The 18184-nt window shown below is 35.3% G+C and carries 19 protein-coding genes; 7 read left to right on the forward strand and 12 right to left on the reverse strand.

Translation table 11 applies throughout. The features are described 5' to 3' along the window. Positions 1–130 precede the first annotated feature (130 nt). The 3 genes from rplI to rpsF all read right to left on the reverse strand — a co-directional run bounded on the left by rplI (position 131) and on the right by rpsF (position 1293). Positions 131–574 (reverse strand): 50S ribosomal protein L9, encoded by a 444-nt coding sequence (gene rplI / locus YWA_RS0109210; RefSeq protein ID WP_022828229.1) that lies wholly within the window; start codon positions 572–574, stop codon positions 131–133. Positions 575–649: 75 nt separating this feature from the next. After that, on the reverse strand, positions 650–946 hold the full coding sequence (gene rpsR, locus YWA_RS0109215; protein WP_022828230.1) for a 30S ribosomal protein S18: 297 nt from the start codon (positions 944–946) through the stop codon (positions 650–652). Positions 947–951: 5 nt separating this feature from the next. Beyond that, positions 952–1293: a 30S ribosomal protein S6 gene (gene rpsF / locus YWA_RS0109220; RefSeq protein ID WP_022828231.1), complete on the reverse strand. Its 342-nt coding sequence runs from the start codon at positions 1291–1293 to the stop codon at positions 952–954. A gap of 172 nt (positions 1294–1465) precedes the next feature. Here rpsF and YWA_RS0109225 point away from each other — a divergent pair, with 172 nt between their 5' ends. Next, the gene (locus tag YWA_RS0109225; RefSeq protein ID WP_022828232.1) at positions 1466–2164 is read left to right on the forward strand and encodes a LytR/AlgR family response regulator transcription factor; all 699 of its coding nucleotides are present in this window, start codon (positions 1466–1468) and stop codon (positions 2162–2164) included. Here the strand turns inward: YWA_RS0109225 and priA are convergent. From priA to nadC, 4 genes are all read right to left on the reverse strand, one after another. After that, positions 2158–4611 (reverse strand): replication restart helicase PriA, encoded by a 2454-nt coding sequence (gene priA, locus YWA_RS0109230; protein WP_022828233.1) that lies wholly within the window; start codon positions 4609–4611, stop codon positions 2158–2160. The two genes, YWA_RS0109225 and priA, sit on opposite strands and share 7 nt — an antisense overlap. 212 nt (positions 4612–4823) lie before the next feature. Further along, positions 4824–5252, reverse strand: a complete 429-nt coding sequence (locus YWA_RS0109235) for a DUF2147 domain-containing protein (protein WP_022828234.1) — start codon at positions 5250–5252, stop codon at positions 4824–4826. A 108-nt stretch (positions 5253–5360) separates the two neighbouring features. Further along, positions 5361–6287 carry a YihY/virulence factor BrkB family protein gene (locus YWA_RS0109240; RefSeq protein ID WP_022828235.1) on the reverse strand — a complete coding sequence of 309 codons (927 nt, stop codon included), beginning with the start codon at positions 6285–6287 and terminating at the stop codon, positions 5361–5363. Continuing rightward, a complete protein-coding gene (gene nadC / locus YWA_RS0109245; protein WP_022828236.1) occupies positions 6288–7145 on the reverse strand; it encodes a carboxylating nicotinate-nucleotide diphosphorylase in 858 nt (285 codons plus the stop codon). 134 nt (positions 7146–7279) lie between these two features. Here nadC and YWA_RS0109250 point away from each other — a divergent pair, with 134 nt between their 5' ends. The 5 genes from YWA_RS0109250 (at position 7280) to YWA_RS0109270 (ending at position 12400) form a co-directional block, all read left to right on the forward strand. Further along, positions 7280–8530 carry a chloride channel protein gene (locus tag YWA_RS0109250; RefSeq protein WP_026718704.1) on the forward strand — a complete coding sequence of 417 codons (1251 nt, stop codon included), beginning with the start codon at positions 7280–7282 and terminating at the stop codon, positions 8528–8530. A 70-nt stretch (positions 8531–8600) separates the two neighbouring features. Next, positions 8601–9608 carry a DHH family phosphoesterase gene (locus YWA_RS0109255; protein WP_022828238.1) on the forward strand — a complete coding sequence of 336 codons (1008 nt, stop codon included), beginning with the start codon at positions 8601–8603 and terminating at the stop codon, positions 9606–9608. Positions 9609–9613: 5 nt separating this feature from the next. Beyond that, positions 9614–10255 (forward strand): gliding motility-associated peptidyl-prolyl isomerase GldI, encoded by a 642-nt coding sequence (gene gldI, locus YWA_RS14880; RefSeq protein WP_022828239.1) that lies wholly within the window; start codon positions 9614–9616, stop codon positions 10253–10255. An 11-nt stretch (positions 10256–10266) separates the two neighbouring features. Further along, complete coding sequence (locus tag YWA_RS0109265) at positions 10267–11370, forward strand: peptidylprolyl isomerase (RefSeq protein ID WP_022828240.1); 1104 nt, start codon at positions 10267–10269, stop codon at positions 11368–11370. Positions 11371–11386: 16 nt separating this feature from the next. Beyond that, positions 11387–12400, forward strand: a complete 1014-nt coding sequence (locus YWA_RS0109270; protein WP_022828241.1) for a peptidylprolyl isomerase — start codon at positions 11387–11389, stop codon at positions 12398–12400. A gap of 42 nt (positions 12401–12442) precedes the next feature. On the opposite strand, the gene YWA_RS0109275 is transcribed toward YWA_RS0109270, so the two are convergent. From YWA_RS0109275 to YWA_RS0109290, 4 genes are all read right to left on the reverse strand, one after another. Further along, entirely contained in the window at positions 12443–12880 is a 438-nt protein-coding gene (locus tag YWA_RS0109275; RefSeq protein ID WP_022828242.1) for a hypothetical protein, read from the reverse strand. Positions 12881–12924: 44 nt separating this feature from the next. Beyond that, the gene (locus tag YWA_RS0109280) at positions 12925–13281 is read right to left on the reverse strand and encodes a hypothetical protein (protein ID WP_022828243.1); all 357 of its coding nucleotides are present in this window, start codon (positions 13279–13281) and stop codon (positions 12925–12927) included. An 11-nt stretch (positions 13282–13292) separates the two neighbouring features. Next, positions 13293–14471, reverse strand: coding sequence for an AIR synthase related protein (locus tag YWA_RS0109285; RefSeq protein ID WP_022828244.1), 1179 nt, complete (start codon positions 14469–14471; stop codon positions 13293–13295). Between the two features lie 84 nt (positions 14472–14555). Further along, positions 14556–15878: a PDZ domain-containing protein gene (locus YWA_RS0109290; RefSeq protein WP_026718705.1), complete on the reverse strand. Its 1323-nt coding sequence runs from the start codon at positions 15876–15878 to the stop codon at positions 14556–14558. A 116-nt stretch (positions 15879–15994) separates the two neighbouring features. Here YWA_RS0109290 and YWA_RS0109295 point away from each other — a divergent pair, with 116 nt between their 5' ends. After that, complete coding sequence (locus YWA_RS0109295; protein WP_022828246.1) at positions 15995–17191, forward strand: pyridoxal phosphate-dependent aminotransferase; 1197 nt, start codon at positions 15995–15997, stop codon at positions 17189–17191. 146 nt (positions 17192–17337) lie between these two features. Here the strand turns inward: YWA_RS0109295 and YWA_RS0109300 are convergent. Then, on the reverse strand, positions 17338–18184 hold an 847-nt coding region (locus YWA_RS0109300; protein WP_026718706.1), incomplete at its 5' end, for a T9SS type B sorting domain-containing protein.

Below are 18184 nucleotides of genomic sequence, written 5' to 3' on the forward strand. Positions count from 1 at the left end.
CAGCATCTCGTAGTGCAATTTACGAAGATGCAGAGTTATAAATATTTAATCTTTTGAGAATCTGAAATAAATTCAGATTAAAAAAAAATCCCGACTTTCATCGGGATTCTTATATCTTAAACGGGAACAATTAGTTGTTTTCCGCTACGATTTCAAAAGGTAAATCTACAATTACATCACGGTGTAATCTTACGCTAGCTGAATATTTTCCAGTACGTTTGATAATTCCTGAAGTGATGAATTTTCTGTCAATTGAATGACCTGCTTTTTCTAAATGCTGAGCGATGTCAATATTGGTTACAGAACCAAATAATTTTTCACCACCTGCTTTAGCAGTAATTTTGATCTCAACTGCTTTTAGTTTTTCAGCTAATTCATTAGCATCTGCAACTACTTTAGCTTCTTTGTGAGCTCTTTGACGCAAGTTTTCTGCTAATACTTTTTTAGCTGAAGCTGTTGCCATTGTTGCAAAACCTTGAGGAATTAAAAAGTTACGACCGTATCCAGCTTTTACTGTAACGATATCATCTTTAAATCCTACGTTCTGAACGTCTTGTTTTAATATAAGTTCCATGTTGTTGTCCTTTTTTATAGAAGTTAGTCTCGTTGAACCTCAACGAGACAACAACTCTAAATTAATTTTTATTTATTATTTAAGTAAATCGGCTACGTAAGGCATTAAAGCCAAGTGACGTGCTCTTTTTACTGCTACAGACACTTTTCTTTGGAATTTCAAAGAAGTACCTGTTAAACGACGAGGAAGAATTTTTCCTTGCTCATTTACGAATTTTAATAAGAAATCTGCATCTTTATAGTCGATGTATTTGATTCCTGATTTTTTGAAACGACAATACTTTTTAGTTTTGTTCGTTTCTATGTTCAAAGGCGTTAAATATCTGATATCTCCGTCTTTTTTTCCTGAAGCTGATTGTTGTAAAGTTGCCATAGTAATTACGCTTTAGATGCTTTAATTTTTGCTCTTCTTCTTTCCGCCCAAGAGATTGCGTGTTTGTCAAGACTTACAGTCAAGAAACGCATGATTCTCTCATCACGTCTAAATTCAGTTTCAAAAGCTTTCAAGATTTCTCCATCTACTTTGTACTCCAATAAATGGTAAAAACCACTTTTTTTGTGTTGAATTTCGTAAGCCATTTTTTTCAGGCCCCAATCTTCTTTAGATACCATCTCTGCTCCTCTACTCGTAAGAAAATCTTCGAATTTGCTTACTGTTTCCTTTACCTGTGTGTCAGATAAAACGGGATTCAAGATGAAAACAGTCTCATAATGATTCATAATTGTATATTTTATTTGTTATAAAATTGGGTGCAAAAGTAACGAATTATTTCTATTCTGCAACTATACTTCTAATTTATTCGACAAACGGTCAAAATAACGTACTCTAAATTTTTTTATACTAAAAAAAAACTTACTTTTATTCATTCGAAACCCCAATCCATAAAGACCAATGAAATTGAGTTGTGTAATTGTAGACGACAGTGCTATTCAGCGAATGATTGTCAACAAACTGGTAACCAACCATCAAAACTTAAAATTAGTAGGTGAGTTTTCCAATGCTGTTGAAACTAAAAATTTTCTATCCTATAATACCGTTGATTTACTTTTCTTAGATGTTGAAATGCCTATTCTCAATGGGTTCGACTTTCTCGACACGCTAAAGATTAAACCGCAAGTTATTTTCATTACTTCAAAACCCGAATACGCGGTAAAAGCTTTTGATTATGAAGCCACAGATTATATTCAGAAACCTATAAATACGATACGTTTTGACACTTCCGTGAAAAAAGCGTTAAACAAACAGCTTTTGTTAATTGAAGCACCGATGGAAAATAACGAACATATTTTCATCAAAAGTAACCTTAAAAAATTGAAGGTTTTTACGGCAAGAATTAATTATGTAGAAGCGTATGGTGATTATGTAAAAGTAATTACAGACGACGAAAACCACTTGGTTCTTTCTACCATGAAAGCTTTTGAAAACGACTTACCACAAGACAAGTTCTTCCGCGTTCACAAATCCTTTATTGTAAATTTGAATAAAATTGACAAATTCAACAGTAAATTCATCGAAATCGGAACGGTTAAAGTTCCTTTAAGCAGAACTAAAAAAGACGAACTCAAAAAAGCAATCGAAGAAGTTCAATAGAAATCGACATTTACAATTGTTTTAATCGACCGATAGACCGCAACCGCTTCAAAACTATTTAGCATTTTCGAAATTTTTCCTTTTACCAATCCTAAATTCTCTTTTTGGGGAATTTTAATCAAGATTACCCGCAAATATTCATTCCTGATTCTATTGATTCCCGGTTCTTCAGGACCTAAAACCGGAATTTGTAAATTTTGCTTCATAACTTGATACAACCAATTCGAACCTTCTTTTAGTTTGTCGTAATCTCTGTGTTTCAAGGTAATTTTTATCAACCTGAAATAAGGTGGGTAAAAATAGATTTTTCGGTCGTACAACTGTTCCTTATACATTCCGAAATAATCGTTATTCGTCACTTGTTGAATTGTATTGTGATTGGGATTATACGTTTGAATAATTACTTTTCCTCTTTTTTCAGAGCGTCCGGCTCTACCGGAAACTTGCATTAACATTTGAAAACTGCGTTCAAAAGCTCGGAAATCCGGATGAAAAAGCATGTTATCGGCATTCATAACGCCAACCAAACTTACATTATCAAAATCTAAGCCTTTTGCGAGCATTTGGGTTCCAACCAAAATATCAACTTCACGGTTTTTAAACGTATCAATTACTTTTTCAAAACCAAACTTTCCTCGCGTCGTATCTTGGTCCATTCTACCGACTTTCGCAGATGGAAATAGCGCTTGCACTTCTTGTTGAATTTGTTCCGTTCCGAAGCCTTTTGTGGTTAAATCTACGCTCGAACACGCTTGACAATTCGTTGGTTTCGCCATTGAATACCCACAATAATGACAACGCAATTGGTTTTTATGTTTGTGATACGTCAAGCTCACATCACATTGCATACATTGCGGCACGTGTCCACAAGTCATGCACTCCAACAATGGCGAATAACCACGACGGTTTTGAAATAAAATAATTTGTTCGCCTAAAGCCAATGCGTCCGAAATTTGATTTACAAGTGTGTCGCTGAAATGACCTTGCATTTGTTTGCGGAAATACTTGTCTTTTAAATCGACTAACTCCACTTCTGGCAATTGTACTTTCGAAAATCGTTCGGTTAATTCTACGAGTCCGTATTTTTTATTTTGAGTATTGAAATAGGTTTCTATACTTGGCGTTGCAGAACCTAACAGAACCTTTGCTTTGTGAAAATTAGCCAAAACAATTGCCGCATCTCGAGCATGATAACGTGGAGCTGGATCGGATTGTTTGAAGGTTTGTTCGTGTTCTTCGTCAATAATTATTAATCCCAAATCGTTAAATGGCAAAAATAAAGCCGAACGTGCTCCAATAATAATTTGGGCTTTATCTGATTGCTCCAAAGATTGCAACCATACTTCTACTCTTTCGTTATTGTTATATTTAGAATGAAAAACAGCCACTTTATTGCCAAAATGAGCAGTTAATCGCGTAACCAATTGTGTGGTTAAAGCAATTTCAGGTAATAAATAAAGCACTTGTTTGTCTTGCAAAAGAAATTCCTCAATAAGCTTGATGTAAATTTCTGTTTTCCCACTTGAAGTTACGCCATGTAAAAGCGTTACTTCATGCGAGGTGAACGTTTCTTGAATTTCGATCAATGCTTTATTTTGTGCGGAACTTAAGGCCAATTCATTTAATTTGAAATTTTCTGCGAAAGAAACGCGGTCGTGCTGCAACACGTATTCTTCAAAAATTTCTTTTTCGACCAATGCTTTTACAACTGCTGAAGTGGCGCCACTTTTCTCCGATAATTGCTTTACAGAAATAGGTTTACTTTTTTCCGATGCCATTAATTGAAAGTAACTCATCACAATCTCTCGTTGTTTTTGAGCATTTTTCAACAATTGCAACAGTTGGTTTAATCCGTCACTTGAATTGTAAGTTGGATTGAGTCGAACATATTTAATAAGTTTCGGTTTATAACTTTCGTTGACTTCTTCTTCCACTATTAAGATATTTTTCTCAATCAACTTCTTAATGACAGGCAACACATTTTTCTTATTCAAAATACCTACGATGTCTTGAATTTTTAACGACGATTGTTGTTGCAACGCCTGATACACTAAAAATTCATCGTCTGAAAGTGACGATTCTAAAACGAAATCTGTATTTTTTTGAGTAATTATGGTTTCACTTTCAAGCAACAATGCCGAAGGAACGGCCGAACGATATACGTCACCGATGGCACACATATAATAGGAAGCAATCCAATGCCAATGTTTGATTTGCGTTTGCGTAACAATCGGCCTTTCATCAAGAATTTGATGAATTTCCTTTGCGTCGTATTTTTCAGGTTTGTTTTGGTGTACTTCGAGTACTAAAGCCGTATAAATTTTACTTTTGCCAAAAGGAACCGCGACTCTAAATCCAGGTTGGATGTAATGAAATTCGGCTTCATTTACTTCGTAAGTGAAAGTTTGCGCTAAAGAAAGTGGTAAAACAACTTCGATGAAATACATGGCGGTGAGGAATTTTTAAGGATTGAAAGACTGAAAGACTAAAAGATTGAAAGACAATAATCGCTTTACTTGCTAAATATACTTCAATGTCAAGTTTTTAAATTTTCTATTTGTTAAAAATTTTTCAACTTATAAAATTAGTCTTGAATTTAGGAACATGCCTGTCGATACTGTCCGATCAGTTGACTTCGAAATTAGAGAATCAAAACTTTTTACTTTACACGGTGCCAATATTGCGTTCTTCCAAACAAGGAAATTCCAATATAACCTCGTACTTTGAGTTTATTCTCGTTTTCGAGATTTATGTAACATTTGTAATACTTACCATGCTTTGGATCTAAAATTTTTCCACCACTGTATTCGTGTCCGTCTTTTACAAGTCCTTTAATTACCGTTAAACCCAAAATAGGCTGGTCTTTATCCTCATCTAAACAATTATTGCACAACTTACTACGATCTTCTTCTTTAGTGATTTCTATTACTTTTCCGTAAATTTTGCCGTCTTCTTCAAAAATCTGAACGACACCCATTTGCTTACCGGTTTGATCATCAACGGATTTCCATTTTCCTATAACGGTTTTCTTTTGTGCATGTGTCGTTGAAAAAACGATTGTAATCAATAGTAAAAAAAATGTTTTCATATACGTGAATTTTTAGCTTTTAGCCCGGATGGCAGTGGAAATCCTTTATTTTTTTTCTTTAAAAAAATAAAGATTGCAACGAACAGCCGGAAATAGCTCCTAAAAAAATTATTTAAATAAGTTGCGTCTTTTGAGTCGATTGATGGACGTATTGAGTTCAAAACCGAGTAAAAGGATCATGCAATTTAACCAAATATAAAACATCATTATCAAAAGTGTCCCAATTGAGCCATAAAGTTCGTTGTATTGCGAAAATTTAACAACCCAAATACCGAAAAAGTAAGATGATATGATAATTAAAATGGTTGTAAAAACAGAGCCAATCGAGATAAATGGACTGTTTTTCGTTTCTTTTGTACCAAATTTAAGCAGCACGGAACTTGTAATCAGAATCATTAACATTAAGAATCCATAGCGACCAATTTCGATGAAATGAATGGAATTATTGAAGACGTTTTCTAATTTTATACTCTGAATGAAAACCTCAAAAACGATTGTCGTGGCCACGGTTACAAGTAATAATAGCGACAAAACTACTGACATTCCAAGAGCTACAAGATATTGGCGTAAAAATCCTCTTTTAATAATGACGTGGTGTGAACTTTCAAAACCTCCGAGAATGGCGTTCAAACCATTTGCCATTAAAAATATCGACAGCAGAAAACCGGACGACAACAAACCTTGGTAACTGTTGTTTAAAATATCGTTGATGATAGAGGCAATTGCTTCGTAGGTATTTGGCGGCACCGTATCTTCTAAAAATTTTAAAAAATCCTGCTGAAACCCTTCGATTGGAATGAACGGGATTAGATTTAAAATAAATAATGCGAAGGGAAAAAGTGCCATAAAAAAACTAAAAGCAACCGCTCCTGCTCGATACGTAATGGCTCCTTCAACAATTCCGACGATGTAAATTTCAAGCAAATCATAGAGCGACAACCCTTCGAGCCAAGGCAACTTGACTTTTTGAGTAACGTGCATTAAATTCCGTATTACAGGAATTTTCTCTAATTTTTGCTCAATATCTACTGACATTTACAGTGCTTTTAAACTCAAATCCATGTTGTAAACCGAATGCGTCAAAGCTCCTGAGGAAATATAATCAACACCACAATCCGCATATTCCCGAATTGTTTTTTCATTAATATTTCCCGAAGATTCCGTCTGACATTGGTCGCCAATTAAAGCGACAGCCGTTTTAGTATCTTCAAAATTGAAGTTGTCAATTAGAATTCGGTGAACACCTTGCGATTGAAGAATTTCGCGAATTTCATCTAAATTCCGCGCTTCAACGATGATCTTTAAATCTAAATTATTTTCTTTTAGAAAGTTTTTTGTTTTTGAAATGGCATTCGTAATTCCGCCGGCAAAATCGTTGTGGTTGTCTTTTAGCATGACCATATCATAGAGTGCGAATCGGTGGTTTACGCCTCCACCAATTTTCACCGCCCATTTTTCAGGAGCACGAAATCCTGGAGTTGTTTTTCTAGTGTCCAATATGTTCGTATTCGTTCCTTCTAACAACTGAACGTATTTGTTGGTTTTTGTAGCAATCGCACTCATTCGTTGCATGGAATTTAGCACTAAACGTTCGGCTTTTAAGATGGATTGTGAACTTCCTGCAACGTGAAAAACAACATCGCCATATTTGACTGGCGTTCCGTCTTGAATGAATGTTTCTATTTCTAAAGAAGCATCTACGTAATTGAAAATCATTTTAGCAAATTCAACACCGGCAATAATTCCGTCTTCTTTGACTAATAATTTTGCTTTTCCTGTTGCTGATTCGGGGATGCATGCGAGTGAACTGTAATCACCTGGTCCGACGTCTTCGCGAATTGCATTTTCTATTATAAGGTCTAACTCGTTTTGAAATTGAATATCTGAGATCATAGGTTTTGAATTGATAGGCTAAAATACAAAAAACGTCGAAATTATGACCGATTATGAAAAGAGTTCTGTTTCTTGACGAAAATATTTTTTTAGTTTACCTTCGCAAGCAAATAATTCACTTTAAATATAAATTTTTGAAATCCATTTTTCAATATATACTACTGATCTTAAAATGGCTTCTCATTTGCATCCTAGTTGCTATTCTAGCAGGTGCAAGTTCGTCGGTATTTTTATTTACACTTCAATGGGCTACCGATTTTAGAAGTGATCATTTGTGGTTGATTTTTTTACTACCAATTGGAGGATTACTAATTGGATATCTTTATCATTATTACGGAAATGGTGTTTCAAAAGGAAATAACGTGATTTTAGAAGAGTACGAAAATCCATATAAAACAATACCTTTAAAGATGGCTCCAATGGTTTATATCGGAACTATTTTGACTCATTTCTTTGGAGGTTCTGCAGGTCGAGAAGGAACAGCTGTTCAAATGAGTACTGCAATTGCAGATCAATTTACCGGTGTATTTAAACTAGCAGCACAAGAACGAAAAATAATTCTAATTATTGGAATTAGTGGTGGATTTGCGTCCGTTTTTGGAACACCATTAACTGGAGCTGTTTTCGCTCTTGAACTTTTATATTTCAGTCGAATCAGTTGGAAAAGCATTATTCCTTCTTTTTTAACGGCTTACGTTGCCTATTATACGGTAGAGTTTTTTCAAATCACACATACGCACTATCCGAAACCTTACATTCCTGAGCTTCATTTGCAAATAATTCCGTGGATATTATTTGTTGGAATTTTATGCGGTTTATCGGCACGAATGTTTTCCACAGGTGTTCATTTTTTTTCGGTGAAAGCCAAAGAATTTGTTTCATTTCCGCCACTTCGGCCTTTCTTCGGTGGACTTATTTTTGCGGTAATTATTTATTTCACAGGAGCAACACAATATTTAGGACTTGGAATTCCTACGATTTTAGAATCGTTTACAGTTGCACAAGAAGGTGATGTTTTTTTAATAAAAATAATTGCTACCGCTTTTATTTTAGGCACTGGATTTAAAGGAGGAGAAGTCACTCCGTTGTTTTTTATTGGTGCGGCATTGGGAAGTGCCTTGTCCATTTTTGTGCCACTTCCTGTTTCTTTACTTGCTGCAATGGGATTTGTAGCAGTATTCTCTGGTGCGACTCATACTCCTTTGGCCTGTACGATTATGGGAATTGAATTATTTGGAATTGAATGTGGAATCTACGTAGGAATTGCATGTTTCGTGGCTTACTTTTTCTCCGGATATTTAGGTATTTACGAATCGCAAGTAGTAAAAGGTCCCAAACATGTTGTTTATCATTTTCTGACTCATAGAAATTTAAAAAATCTTTAACGCACTAAAAAGTGTAATTTAAGGATAACACCTTCAAAAGATTAAACAAAAAAATGTATTTTCGCATTCTATGAAAGACGAAGATATTTCAGCAATCCAAGAATTGCTATCGACTCCACAAAAAGTAGTCATTATACCACACCGAAGTCCTGATGGAGACGCAATGGGCTCAACTTTGGGATTGTATCATTTTTTAAAACAGCTCAATCACGATGCCGTTGTGATTGCTCCAAATGAATTTCCTGAATTTTTAGCTTGGCTTCCTTCTTCTGATACCGTATTAGTGTACGAAAAAGAGAAAGAAAAAACCGCTGGAATTATTTTGAATGCTGATTTGGTTTTTACATTAGACTTCAATGCCTTTCACCGAACAGGCGAAATGGAACACGTTTTAAAAAAAGTAACGGCTCCAATCATCATGATTGACCATCATCAAAAACCAGACGATTACGCAAAATATATGTTTTCGGATACGAAATACGGTTCGACTTGTGAGATGTTGTACCATTTTATTGTTGATTTAGGCTATAAAAATTTGATTGACAAAACGGTAGCAACGTGTATTTACACAGGAATTGTGACTGATTCAGGTTCGTTTCGTTTTCCATCAACCACAAGTACAACGCATCGTGTAGTCGCGGATTTAATTGACATTGGAATTGAAAATGGAGCTGTTCATAATTCATTGTTTGACAATGATTCCTACGACAGATTGCGATTATTGGGACAAGCGTTGCAAAACATGAAAATTTTGTACGACAAAAAAACCTCCTACATCACGCTTTCGCAAAAAGAACTCGACGAAAACAATTATGTAAAAGGAGACACGGAAGGAATTGTAAATTACGGATTATCTATAAAAGGAATCGTATTTACCGCGATTTTCATCGAACACCGAGAAGAAAATATCATCAAAATATCGTTCCGTTCCCAAGGCAATTTTGATGTAAATCAGTTTGCCCGAACACATTTTAGCGGGGGCGGACATATTAATGCAGCAGGAGGAAAATCCTACCTTTCAATGAAAGACACTGTTGCTAAATTTGAAGAAATTCTTGCTCAAACTACTATAAATTAATTATTATGAATTTTAATATTCGAAATATAATTCCTGTTGGCTTTGCTGTTTTATTGGCAAGTTGTTCACAACAACAAGCAAGACGACCGCTTACGCAAACTTCAGGAACGTTCATGAAGGAGTCAATGAATAGAAACATCAAATTAATTGCAAATGAAGAAGCGTTAATTGATTCAGTTATTCGGAACCATCCTGAGCGAAAATATGTCGCTACACCAAAAGGATACTGGTACTATTACGAACAAGAAAATACCAAAGACACGTTGACACCAAAAAGAGGAGATGTTGCTTTCTTCGATTATGAAATTGCGGATTTAAAAGGTAATGTAATTTACTCAGAAGTGGAGCTAAGACCTCAAACCTATCTTGTTGACAAACAAAACATCTTAATGGGATTGCGTGATGGAATTAAATTAATGAATAAAAACGAGAAAGTAAGTTTTCTTTTCCCATCCCATTTAGGGCATGGGTACAGAGGAGATAACGATCGAATTCCGCCAAATTTACCTTTAGTAGTAACCGTAAGTTTACACGACTTTAAACCTGAAGCGCTGGCTCGAGCTGAAAAAAAGACGCCTACACCAGTTGCAACACCTATTAACAAAACGGTTGTACCCGTTCAAAACGAAGAAATTAAACCTGAATAATTATTTTAAAAATGAAAACACGTCTATTCCTATTATTACTTTTAACGGCTACATTTTTTTCTTGTACTGATAAATATGCCGATTTATCTGATGGTTTATATGCTGAAATTGTAACTTCAAAAGGAACTATTGTTGCCGAATTAGAATTTCAGAAAACACCAGTGACCGTTGCCAACTTTGTGTCGCTTGCGGAAGGAAAAAATGCTTTTGTAACTGAAAACTTACGCAACAAACCGTTCTACAATGGTTTAAAATTTCATCGTGTAATTCCTGAATTTATGGTTCAAGGTGGAGATCCTTTAGGAAATGGTTCTGGAGATGCCGGATATAAATTTAAAGATGAAATTACCGATTTGCGTCACGATACTCCTGGAATATTGTCGATGGCAAATTCCGGACCTGGCACAAATGGAAGTCAGTTTTTCATTACTCACGTTGCAACGCCTTGGCTAGATGGAAAACACACCGTTTTTGGTCATGTCGTTTTGAATGGAATGGAAACAGTAAATAAAATTGTACAAGACGACTCCATTACTTCTATAACTATTATTAGAAAAGGAAAAGAAGCTAAAAAATTTGACGCTGTAAAAGTTTTTACAGATTACTATAACAACAGTGCAAATGAAGTGAAGCAGGTTGAAAAAGAATATACGGACAAGTACAAAACGGTTATTCAAGACAAAGTAGCTTCATTTGAAAAAAATAAAGCAAACGCAATTAAAACCAAATCCGGACTTCAATATGTGATCATTGAAAAAGGTTCAGGCAAAAAACCTGCGAATGGATCTCAAATTTTCATTCACTACGCTGGATTTTTTGAAAATGGTACATTATTTGACTCTAGCATGGAAAATGTGGCTAAAGAATTTGGAAAGTACGACGAATCAAGAAGTGCACAAGGTGGTTACCAACCTATCGCTTTTCAAGCGGGAAGAAAAGACGGTATGATTCCTGGCTTTATTGAAGGAATTGACCAGTTGTCTTTTGGTGATCGCGCATTATTATTCATTCCCTCTAATTTAGCTTATGGCGAAGCTGGTGTAGGTAATGGATTGATTCCACCAAACACACCGTTAATTTTTGACATCACATTAATGGAACAACCTAATAAATAATTTAATAAGAAGTATAATGAAAATAAAATTTTTAATTGCTTTAATGATATTCGCTACAGGAACGGGTTTTGCACAAAAGAAGGCGGCCTCTCCTGAAGGAATTTTTGCTGAAATTGCAACTAATAAAGGGAAGATCGTTATTGATTTAAAGTACAAAATGACTCCTGTAACCGTTGCCAGTTTTATTTCATTAGCAGAAGGAACTAACCCCGAAGTGGCTGCTAAGTATAAAGGCAAACCGTTTTACGACGGGCTGAAATTTCACCGAGTAATTAATGATTTCATGATTCAAGGTGGTGATCCTTTAGGAACTGGTGCTGGAGAACCGGGATATAAATTTCAAGATGAAATTACCGAATTAAAACACGATTCGCCTGGAATTTTATCGATGGCTAATTCAGGCCCAAATACAAATGGAAGTCAGTTTTTTATTACCCATAAAGAAACGCCGCATTTAGATGGTAAACATACTGTTTTCGGAAAAGTAATAACGGGAATGGACGTTGTAAATGCAATTGTACAAAACGATTTGATGACTAAAGTAACCATTATTCGTAAAGGTTCAGAAGCTAAAAAATTCAATGCTCCGAAAATTTTCAAGGAAGCATATGAAGCCGCAAAAATTGCTGCTGAAAAACAAGCAAAAGAGCGTGAATTAATGGTTGCAAAAGCATTAAAAGAATTTGAAAATGGAACAACTACAGCAAGTGGCTTGAAATATATTGTAATTAAGGAAGGGAAAGGTCCAAAACCTACATTAGCAAACAATGTAAAAGCACATTATGTGGGAACTTTGATCAACGGAACTGAATTTGACAGTAGCGTGAAACGTGGTGAGCCACTTGATTTCAACTTAAATCAAGTAATTCCGGGTTGGACAGAAGGATTGCAATTAATGTCAGAAGGTTCAAAATATAAATTTTTTATACCTTATAAGTTGGCTTATGGCGAAAGAGCCATGGGTGGCGGTGTTATTCCTGCAAAAAGTGATTTGATATTTGAAGTTGAATTGATAAAAATCAACAAATAGATTTACAAAAAAACCCTCACAATGAGGGTTTTTTTATGCTTATTATTTCGACTTAAACTTCCATTCAAATTCGTCTTTTTCAATAATGGCTCCTAGCTCTACTTTTACCGCCGTGCCAAATTCAGTTTGCACAATCATCCAATAATCTTCATTGAAGAAGTTTTCATAGGTATCAAACGACTCTTCATCCCATTTCACAAGACCTTTTGGCGCTAAGTCTTTCTTAATCACATCCATTGATTTGCCAATTAATTTATGGTCAAAAAGAGTAAGGCTTTCATTTGAACTGACAATGTAACCTAATTTTAAATTTTCTTCTACATAAAAAGTCAAACGCATTTGTTGTTTGTTGTACAGCAACACTTCGTTGTCCTCCTCGTCTTTATACGATTTTGTTGGCTTTCCGTAAATTGCAATTACATCTTTTTGAAGCATTCCAAAAAGTAATTTATCAATTCCGTTTTTTAAATTTATTTTCATTTCAATTTTTTACATTATGAGTTTAAGCAGGTGAATAAATGTCTTTATTCAAACATTTCATCGTATCTCGCTGGAATTTGAGGATCGTAAAGCGGACATTTATATTCGTCTAAAATATCTACTAATTTATCCATTGTAGTACCTGCGGTTCCGTAACATTCTACTTTTACAGAATTAGAAGTTGTTTTTACGCAAAAAGCGCCTGGTCCATCGGTGTTTTTCCAACTAATATCATCTACTCTTTCCCATTTTGAAAAAACAGAATTAATTCGATTTAAAATAACATCGGTCGGTAATTTCTCTAAACCTTCCACTACTTGATTTTCGTCCAAAGCTTCGTATACTTCGTGATGGTTTAAATAAATACCCTCTTCATATTTCCAAAAAAGCAATTCGTACATGATCCTATTTTTTAATATTCAAAAATTCCATATTCACTCTTGATGGTCAGTTTTTTACCAGCATGAGCTTCCACTCTACCGATAATTTGAGCTTGTACGCCAAAAGATTCTGAAATTGAAATTACCTCTTGTGCTATATGTTCAGGAACGTAGATTTCCATTCTGTGTCCACAATTGAATACCTGGTACATTTCTTTCCAATCTGTTTTTGACTGCTCTTGAATCAACTTAAACAAAGGCGGAATTGGAAACATATTATCCTTAATTACATGAACCCCATTTACAAAGTGCAATACTTTCGTTTGTGCTCCACCACTGCAATGTACCATTCCGTGAATTTCTTTACTTGAAAATTGACTTAGCATTTTCTTGATAATTGGAGCATAGGTTCGCGTTGGCGAAAGCACTAATTTTCCTGCATCAATTGGTGAATTTGCAACAGCATCAGTCAATTTTACTTTACCGGAATAAACCAATTCACTGGGAACTGCAGCGTCAAAACTTTCGGGATATTTTGTAGCCAAATAGTGGTCAAAAACATCGTGTCGGGCGGAAGTCAATCCGTTACTTCCCATTCCTCCGTTGTAACTTTTTTCATAATTGGCTTGACCAAAAGAAGCAAGGCCCACAATCACATCACCACCTTGAATATTTGCGTTATCAATCACATCGTTACGTTTCATTCGAGCCGTTACTGTAGAATCTACAATAATCGTTCGAACCACGTCGCCAACATCAGCAGTTTCTCCACCTGTAGAATGAATGCTTACGCCAAAAGATTTTAGTTCTTCAATTAATTCTTCTGTTCCGTTGATGATTGCCGATAAAACTTCGCCTGGAATTAAATTTTTATTTCTTCCAATAGTTGAAGAAAGCATGATATTGTCTGTCGCTCCCACACAAATTAAATCGTCAATATTCATAATCAACGCATCTTGTGCAATACCTTTCCAAACGGATAAATCGCCTGTTTCTTTCCAATACATGTAAGCTAAAGAAGACTTAGTTCCCGCTCCATCCGCATGCATTATCAAGCAATATTCGTCGTCATTCGTTAAATAATCAGGAACAATTTTACAAAATGCTTGTGGAAACAAGCCTTTGTCAATATTTTTTATCGCGTTGTGAACGTCTTCCTTTGATGCAGAAACACCGCGAAGAGCGTATCTTTTACTGTTGTCAGAACTCATAAATTGTGTTGTGTAGTTGTGTGGCAAATGTAGTTATAAAAAAAAAGTTGGACAAGGACAAAGTGTGCCTGCCTGAAAGTAATTTTACAATAAATCTATCACTTTGAATTCAAACTTAAATTCCGTGTCATTTCTAGTGATTACTATTTTTACTTTAGACTGATCATTTGTTTGAAGTAGTCGATTTACGCTGTCTAAACCCAAACGATAGACTTTAATTCCGTTGATGCTAAGCAGTACATCTCCTTTCTGTAAGCCAGCTTTTTCTGCTGGAGAGTTTGTTCGAATACTGAGAATTTCATAAACCGGCAAAAGCTTGAAATTATAATTGATTTCTGGTCTATTTTCTTGTTTGTAGGGATTTTCTTGACTGTTGCTAAGTGATTTTACAGCAACCTCTTCCTTATACCATTCTATTCCGGAATGTTGAATGGTTATACCTGTCGTGTTGTAGTGGAATTTTTCATTGAAATGTTTGTTTTTACGCAAGTACAATTTTTTGTTTTGATAATCAAAAATCTGATCAAACCGTCGTAAAACTTCACCACCGATAGATCCTAATCTACTTTCAACCATTTTAACATTGGCTAGAGAAAGCGAATCGGGAAAAGCGGTAACTACTTCTTCAAATTTGAATTCGCCTAAAGACAACCCGTCTACTTTTGCTTTTTTACCAAAGATATCGCCACTAAATCCTCGTCCCAAATAGTCCTCAAAATTTAATTTCGGAATTTTAATTTTGTCGTTTGCATGCGTAAATAACCAAAGTCCATCGCTATTTCCAGAATCGACAAGACATTTTGCATCAAAAATACTACCATTTAGATCGACGGTAAGGTTCAGGTACGGTTTGCCATTTTCGAGTGTAAAGTCGAACGCTTTAAATTTAGAAAACATCTTTTTCTTATTGATCTTTTCCGAATTGTAAACTATAATTCTTTTTGATTTGTAATCAATTTCTATTAAATTTTCACTAAAAAACTGATACCCAATAATTCCGTTTACTTCGATTCCTAAAGTAGAAGAAAAATTGAAACTCTCGTCTAAAACGACTACGATTTCTTGGTTGCGAAATTCTAAATCACGGGCTGTTAATTTATTTTTGTACGATTTTAAACCTTCAATCGCGTCTTGACTTCCCAATCCTTTCAACCTTATTTTTTCAACTTCATACAATTCCAACTCTTTTGTATCTTCTAAACTGAACAAAATTGTTTCTTCTACACCTGTATCCAACAAAAAATTAAGTGCAACACCATTTACCTTTATCGGAACAATAATGAGATTACTGACCAATTTAAAAGGAAGTTTTACACTGCGTTTTGCAGTATTAAAATGAACCTGCTGTTGAGCAGAAGTTTTCAGCAAACAGAAAAAGCACAAGCAAAAAGTTAGAAATAATCGCATCCTAAAATCGTTTGTTTAAAATTAGAGAATAATCTGTTAAATCAAGTGATTAACCCGTTAAAGAATTGGCTTTAGTAGAAAATAATTCGCACTTTTGCACAACTAATTTTATAATCATGCCAAAAATTTCGAACAAAGGTTTAGAGATGCCGGAATCACCAATCAGAAAATTGGTTCCGTACTCGGAAGTTGCCAAAAAAAAGGGACATAAAGTATACCATTTAAATATTGGTCAACCAGACATTAAAACGCCGGAAGTTGCTATGCAAGCGGTTAAAGATGCTGACATCAAAGTATTAGAATACAGTCATTCTGCTGGTTTTGAAAGCTACAGAACGAAACTTTCTGCTTACTACAAGAGCCACCATTTACCGGTAGATGTGAAAGATATTATCATCACAACTGGAGGTTCTGAAGCGTTGATGTTTGCTATTGGAAGTACAATGGATGCTGGTGACGAAATTATTATTCCAGAACCGTTTTATGCAAACTACAATGGATTTGCAGTAGCTTCAGGAGCAACAGTAATTCCTGTTACTACTACAATTGAAAACAACTTTGAGTTGCCAAAAATCGAAGAATTTGAAAAATTAATTACTCCGAGAACAAAAGCAATTTTGATTTGTAATCCTGGAAATCCAACAGGAAAATTATATTCTCACGAAGATATTTTAAAACTTGCTGAAGTAGTTAAGAAACATGATTTGTTTTTAATTGCCGATGAAGTGTATCGTGAATTTATTTACGATGATTCAGAAGTACATCACTCTGTTTTGAACGTTCCTGGATTAGAGCAACACGCTATTATGATTGATTCAGTTTCAAAACGCTACAGTATGTGTGGAGCGAGAATCGGTTGTATTGTTTCTAAAAACGCAGAAGTTATGGGTGCTGCGATGAAATTTGCGCAAGCAAGATTGAGTCCACCTACATTTGCTCAAATTGCAAGTGAAGCTGCATTGGACACGCCTCAGAGTTATTTTGACGAAGTGATTGAAGAATACAAGGAAAGACGTGACGTTTTAGTTGCTGGTTTAAATAAAATTGAAGGTGTTACTGTTGGAAATCCAAACGGTGCTTTTTATTGCATCGCTAAATTACCAATCGACAACGCTGATACTTTCGCACAATGGATGTTAGAGTCTTACGACTTGAACGGAGAAACAGTTATGGTTGCTCCAGCCGCAGGATTTTACTCTACGCCAGGAATTGGTTTAGACGAAGTTCGTATTGCTTACGTGCTTAAAAAAGAAGATTTGATTCGTAGTGTTGAAATCTTAAAAGATGCTATTTCCGTTTATAACGCGAGATAATCTATTTCACACTCAATTATACTAATAAGGTTTTACGAAAGTAAAGCCTTATTTTTTGGCTTTGAATAACGCTTTACGGTTTCATATTCATAAAAAAAAAGGATGTAATTTTCATTACATCCTTTCTACTTTTAATTTCTGTCTTATTATCGCTTTAAAGCAAAATGTGCTCTAAATTCTTTGTTTAATCCATCTTCCACATATTTTATTGTAAACCAATAATCCGTGGCGGGAAGTTTTTTCCCGTTGTAAGTTCCGTCCCATCCTGAGCCTGCAACTGACATTTCTTTGATCAACTTTCCGAAGCGATCGAAGATGTGTATTTGTGTCACTGCTAGCCCTCTAATTGAAGAAATATTCCATGTGTCATTTATGCCGTCTCCATTTGGTGTAAAGTATTTTGGATAGTCGACAATCAGCACTGATTTTGTCAATACGTCGCAGGCTTGTGGATCACGAACCGTGATGAAGTGTGTTCCCATAGTTACGTTGTCAAATACATTGCTTTCTTGGAAAGGTCCATTATCCAATTGGTATTCGTAATTACCCATTGGCGTGGCTGTAATGACTATTGTTGGGTTCTCAGCAAAGTATCCACTTACCGCATAAGTAAAGTCCGTTGGTGGTGCGGATGAATCTACATTGGCGTAAGCTGTTTGTTGACATAATGTAATGATATTGGTAATCGTTACACCATATTGACCCACTTCTACTGCATCGTAAAATGTTTTTGTCGCTCCTGCAATTGTTCCATTGGCATCAAACCATTCAAAGGTATATTCGCCTTCGTTTAATTGGGTGTTTAGGCGGTACGGTCTTGTTGTTGCTAAGGTGATTGGATCTATACAAATGTATCCGTCTTCTAAACTTACTTTTGGCAATGGATTAACCACTACCGTTGCAGATCCTGTTAAGGGTTGTGAACAAGCGTCAGGTCCTGTGTAGGTTACACTTACTAATTCGTAAACCGTTGTTTCGTTTAAGATGCCTGTT

This window comes from Flavobacterium antarcticum DSM 19726 (genome assembly GCF_000419685.1).
GTDB classification, from domain to species: domain Bacteria; phylum Bacteroidota; class Bacteroidia; order Flavobacteriales; family Flavobacteriaceae; genus Flavobacterium; species Flavobacterium antarcticum.

Excerpts from the sequence above, each read along its gene's own strand:
- rplI (WP_022828229.1), bottom strand. The coding sequence starts at position 574 with ATGGAACTTATATTAAAACAAGACGTTCAGAACGTAGGATTTAAAGAT.
- rpsR (WP_022828230.1), bottom strand. The coding sequence starts at position 946 with ATGGCAACTTTACAACAATCAGCTTCAGGAAAAAAAGACGGAGATATC.
- rpsF (WP_022828231.1), bottom strand. The coding sequence starts at position 1,293 with ATGAATCATTATGAGACTGTTTTCATCTTGAATCCCGTTTTATCTGAC.
- YWA_RS0109225 (WP_022828232.1), top strand. The coding sequence starts at position 1,466 with ATGAAATTGAGTTGTGTAATTGTAGACGACAGTGCTATTCAGCGAATG.
- priA (WP_022828233.1), bottom strand. The coding sequence starts at position 4,611 with ATGTATTTCATCGAAGTTGTTTTACCACTTTCTTTAGCGCAAACTTTC.
- YWA_RS0109235 (WP_022828234.1), bottom strand. The coding sequence starts at position 5,252 with ATGAAAACATTTTTTTTACTATTGATTACAATCGTTTTTTCAACGACA.
- YWA_RS0109240 (WP_022828235.1), bottom strand. The coding sequence starts at position 6,287 with ATGTCAGTAGATATTGAGCAAAAATTAGAGAAAATTCCTGTAATACGG.
- nadC (WP_022828236.1), bottom strand. The coding sequence starts at position 7,145 with ATGATCTCAGATATTCAATTTCAAAACGAGTTAGACCTTATAATAGAA.
- YWA_RS0109255 (WP_022828238.1), top strand. The coding sequence starts at position 8,601 with ATGAAAGACGAAGATATTTCAGCAATCCAAGAATTGCTATCGACTCCA.
- gldI (WP_022828239.1), top strand. The coding sequence starts at position 9,614 with ATGAATTTTAATATTCGAAATATAATTCCTGTTGGCTTTGCTGTTTTA.
- YWA_RS0109265 (WP_022828240.1), top strand. The coding sequence starts at position 10,267 with ATGAAAACACGTCTATTCCTATTATTACTTTTAACGGCTACATTTTTT.
- YWA_RS0109270 (WP_022828241.1), top strand. The coding sequence starts at position 11,387 with ATGAAAATAAAATTTTTAATTGCTTTAATGATATTCGCTACAGGAACG.
- YWA_RS0109275 (WP_022828242.1), bottom strand. The coding sequence starts at position 12,880 with ATGAAAATAAATTTAAAAAACGGAATTGATAAATTACTTTTTGGAATG.
- YWA_RS0109280 (WP_022828243.1), bottom strand. The coding sequence starts at position 13,281 with ATGTACGAATTGCTTTTTTGGAAATATGAAGAGGGTATTTATTTAAAC.
- YWA_RS0109285 (WP_022828244.1), bottom strand. The coding sequence starts at position 14,471 with ATGAGTTCTGACAACAGTAAAAGATACGCTCTTCGCGGTGTTTCTGCA.
- YWA_RS0109290 (WP_026718705.1), bottom strand. The coding sequence starts at position 15,878 with ATGCGATTATTTCTAACTTTTTGCTTGTGCTTTTTCTGTTTGCTGAAA.
- YWA_RS0109295 (WP_022828246.1), top strand. The coding sequence starts at position 15,995 with ATGCCAAAAATTTCGAACAAAGGTTTAGAGATGCCGGAATCACCAATC.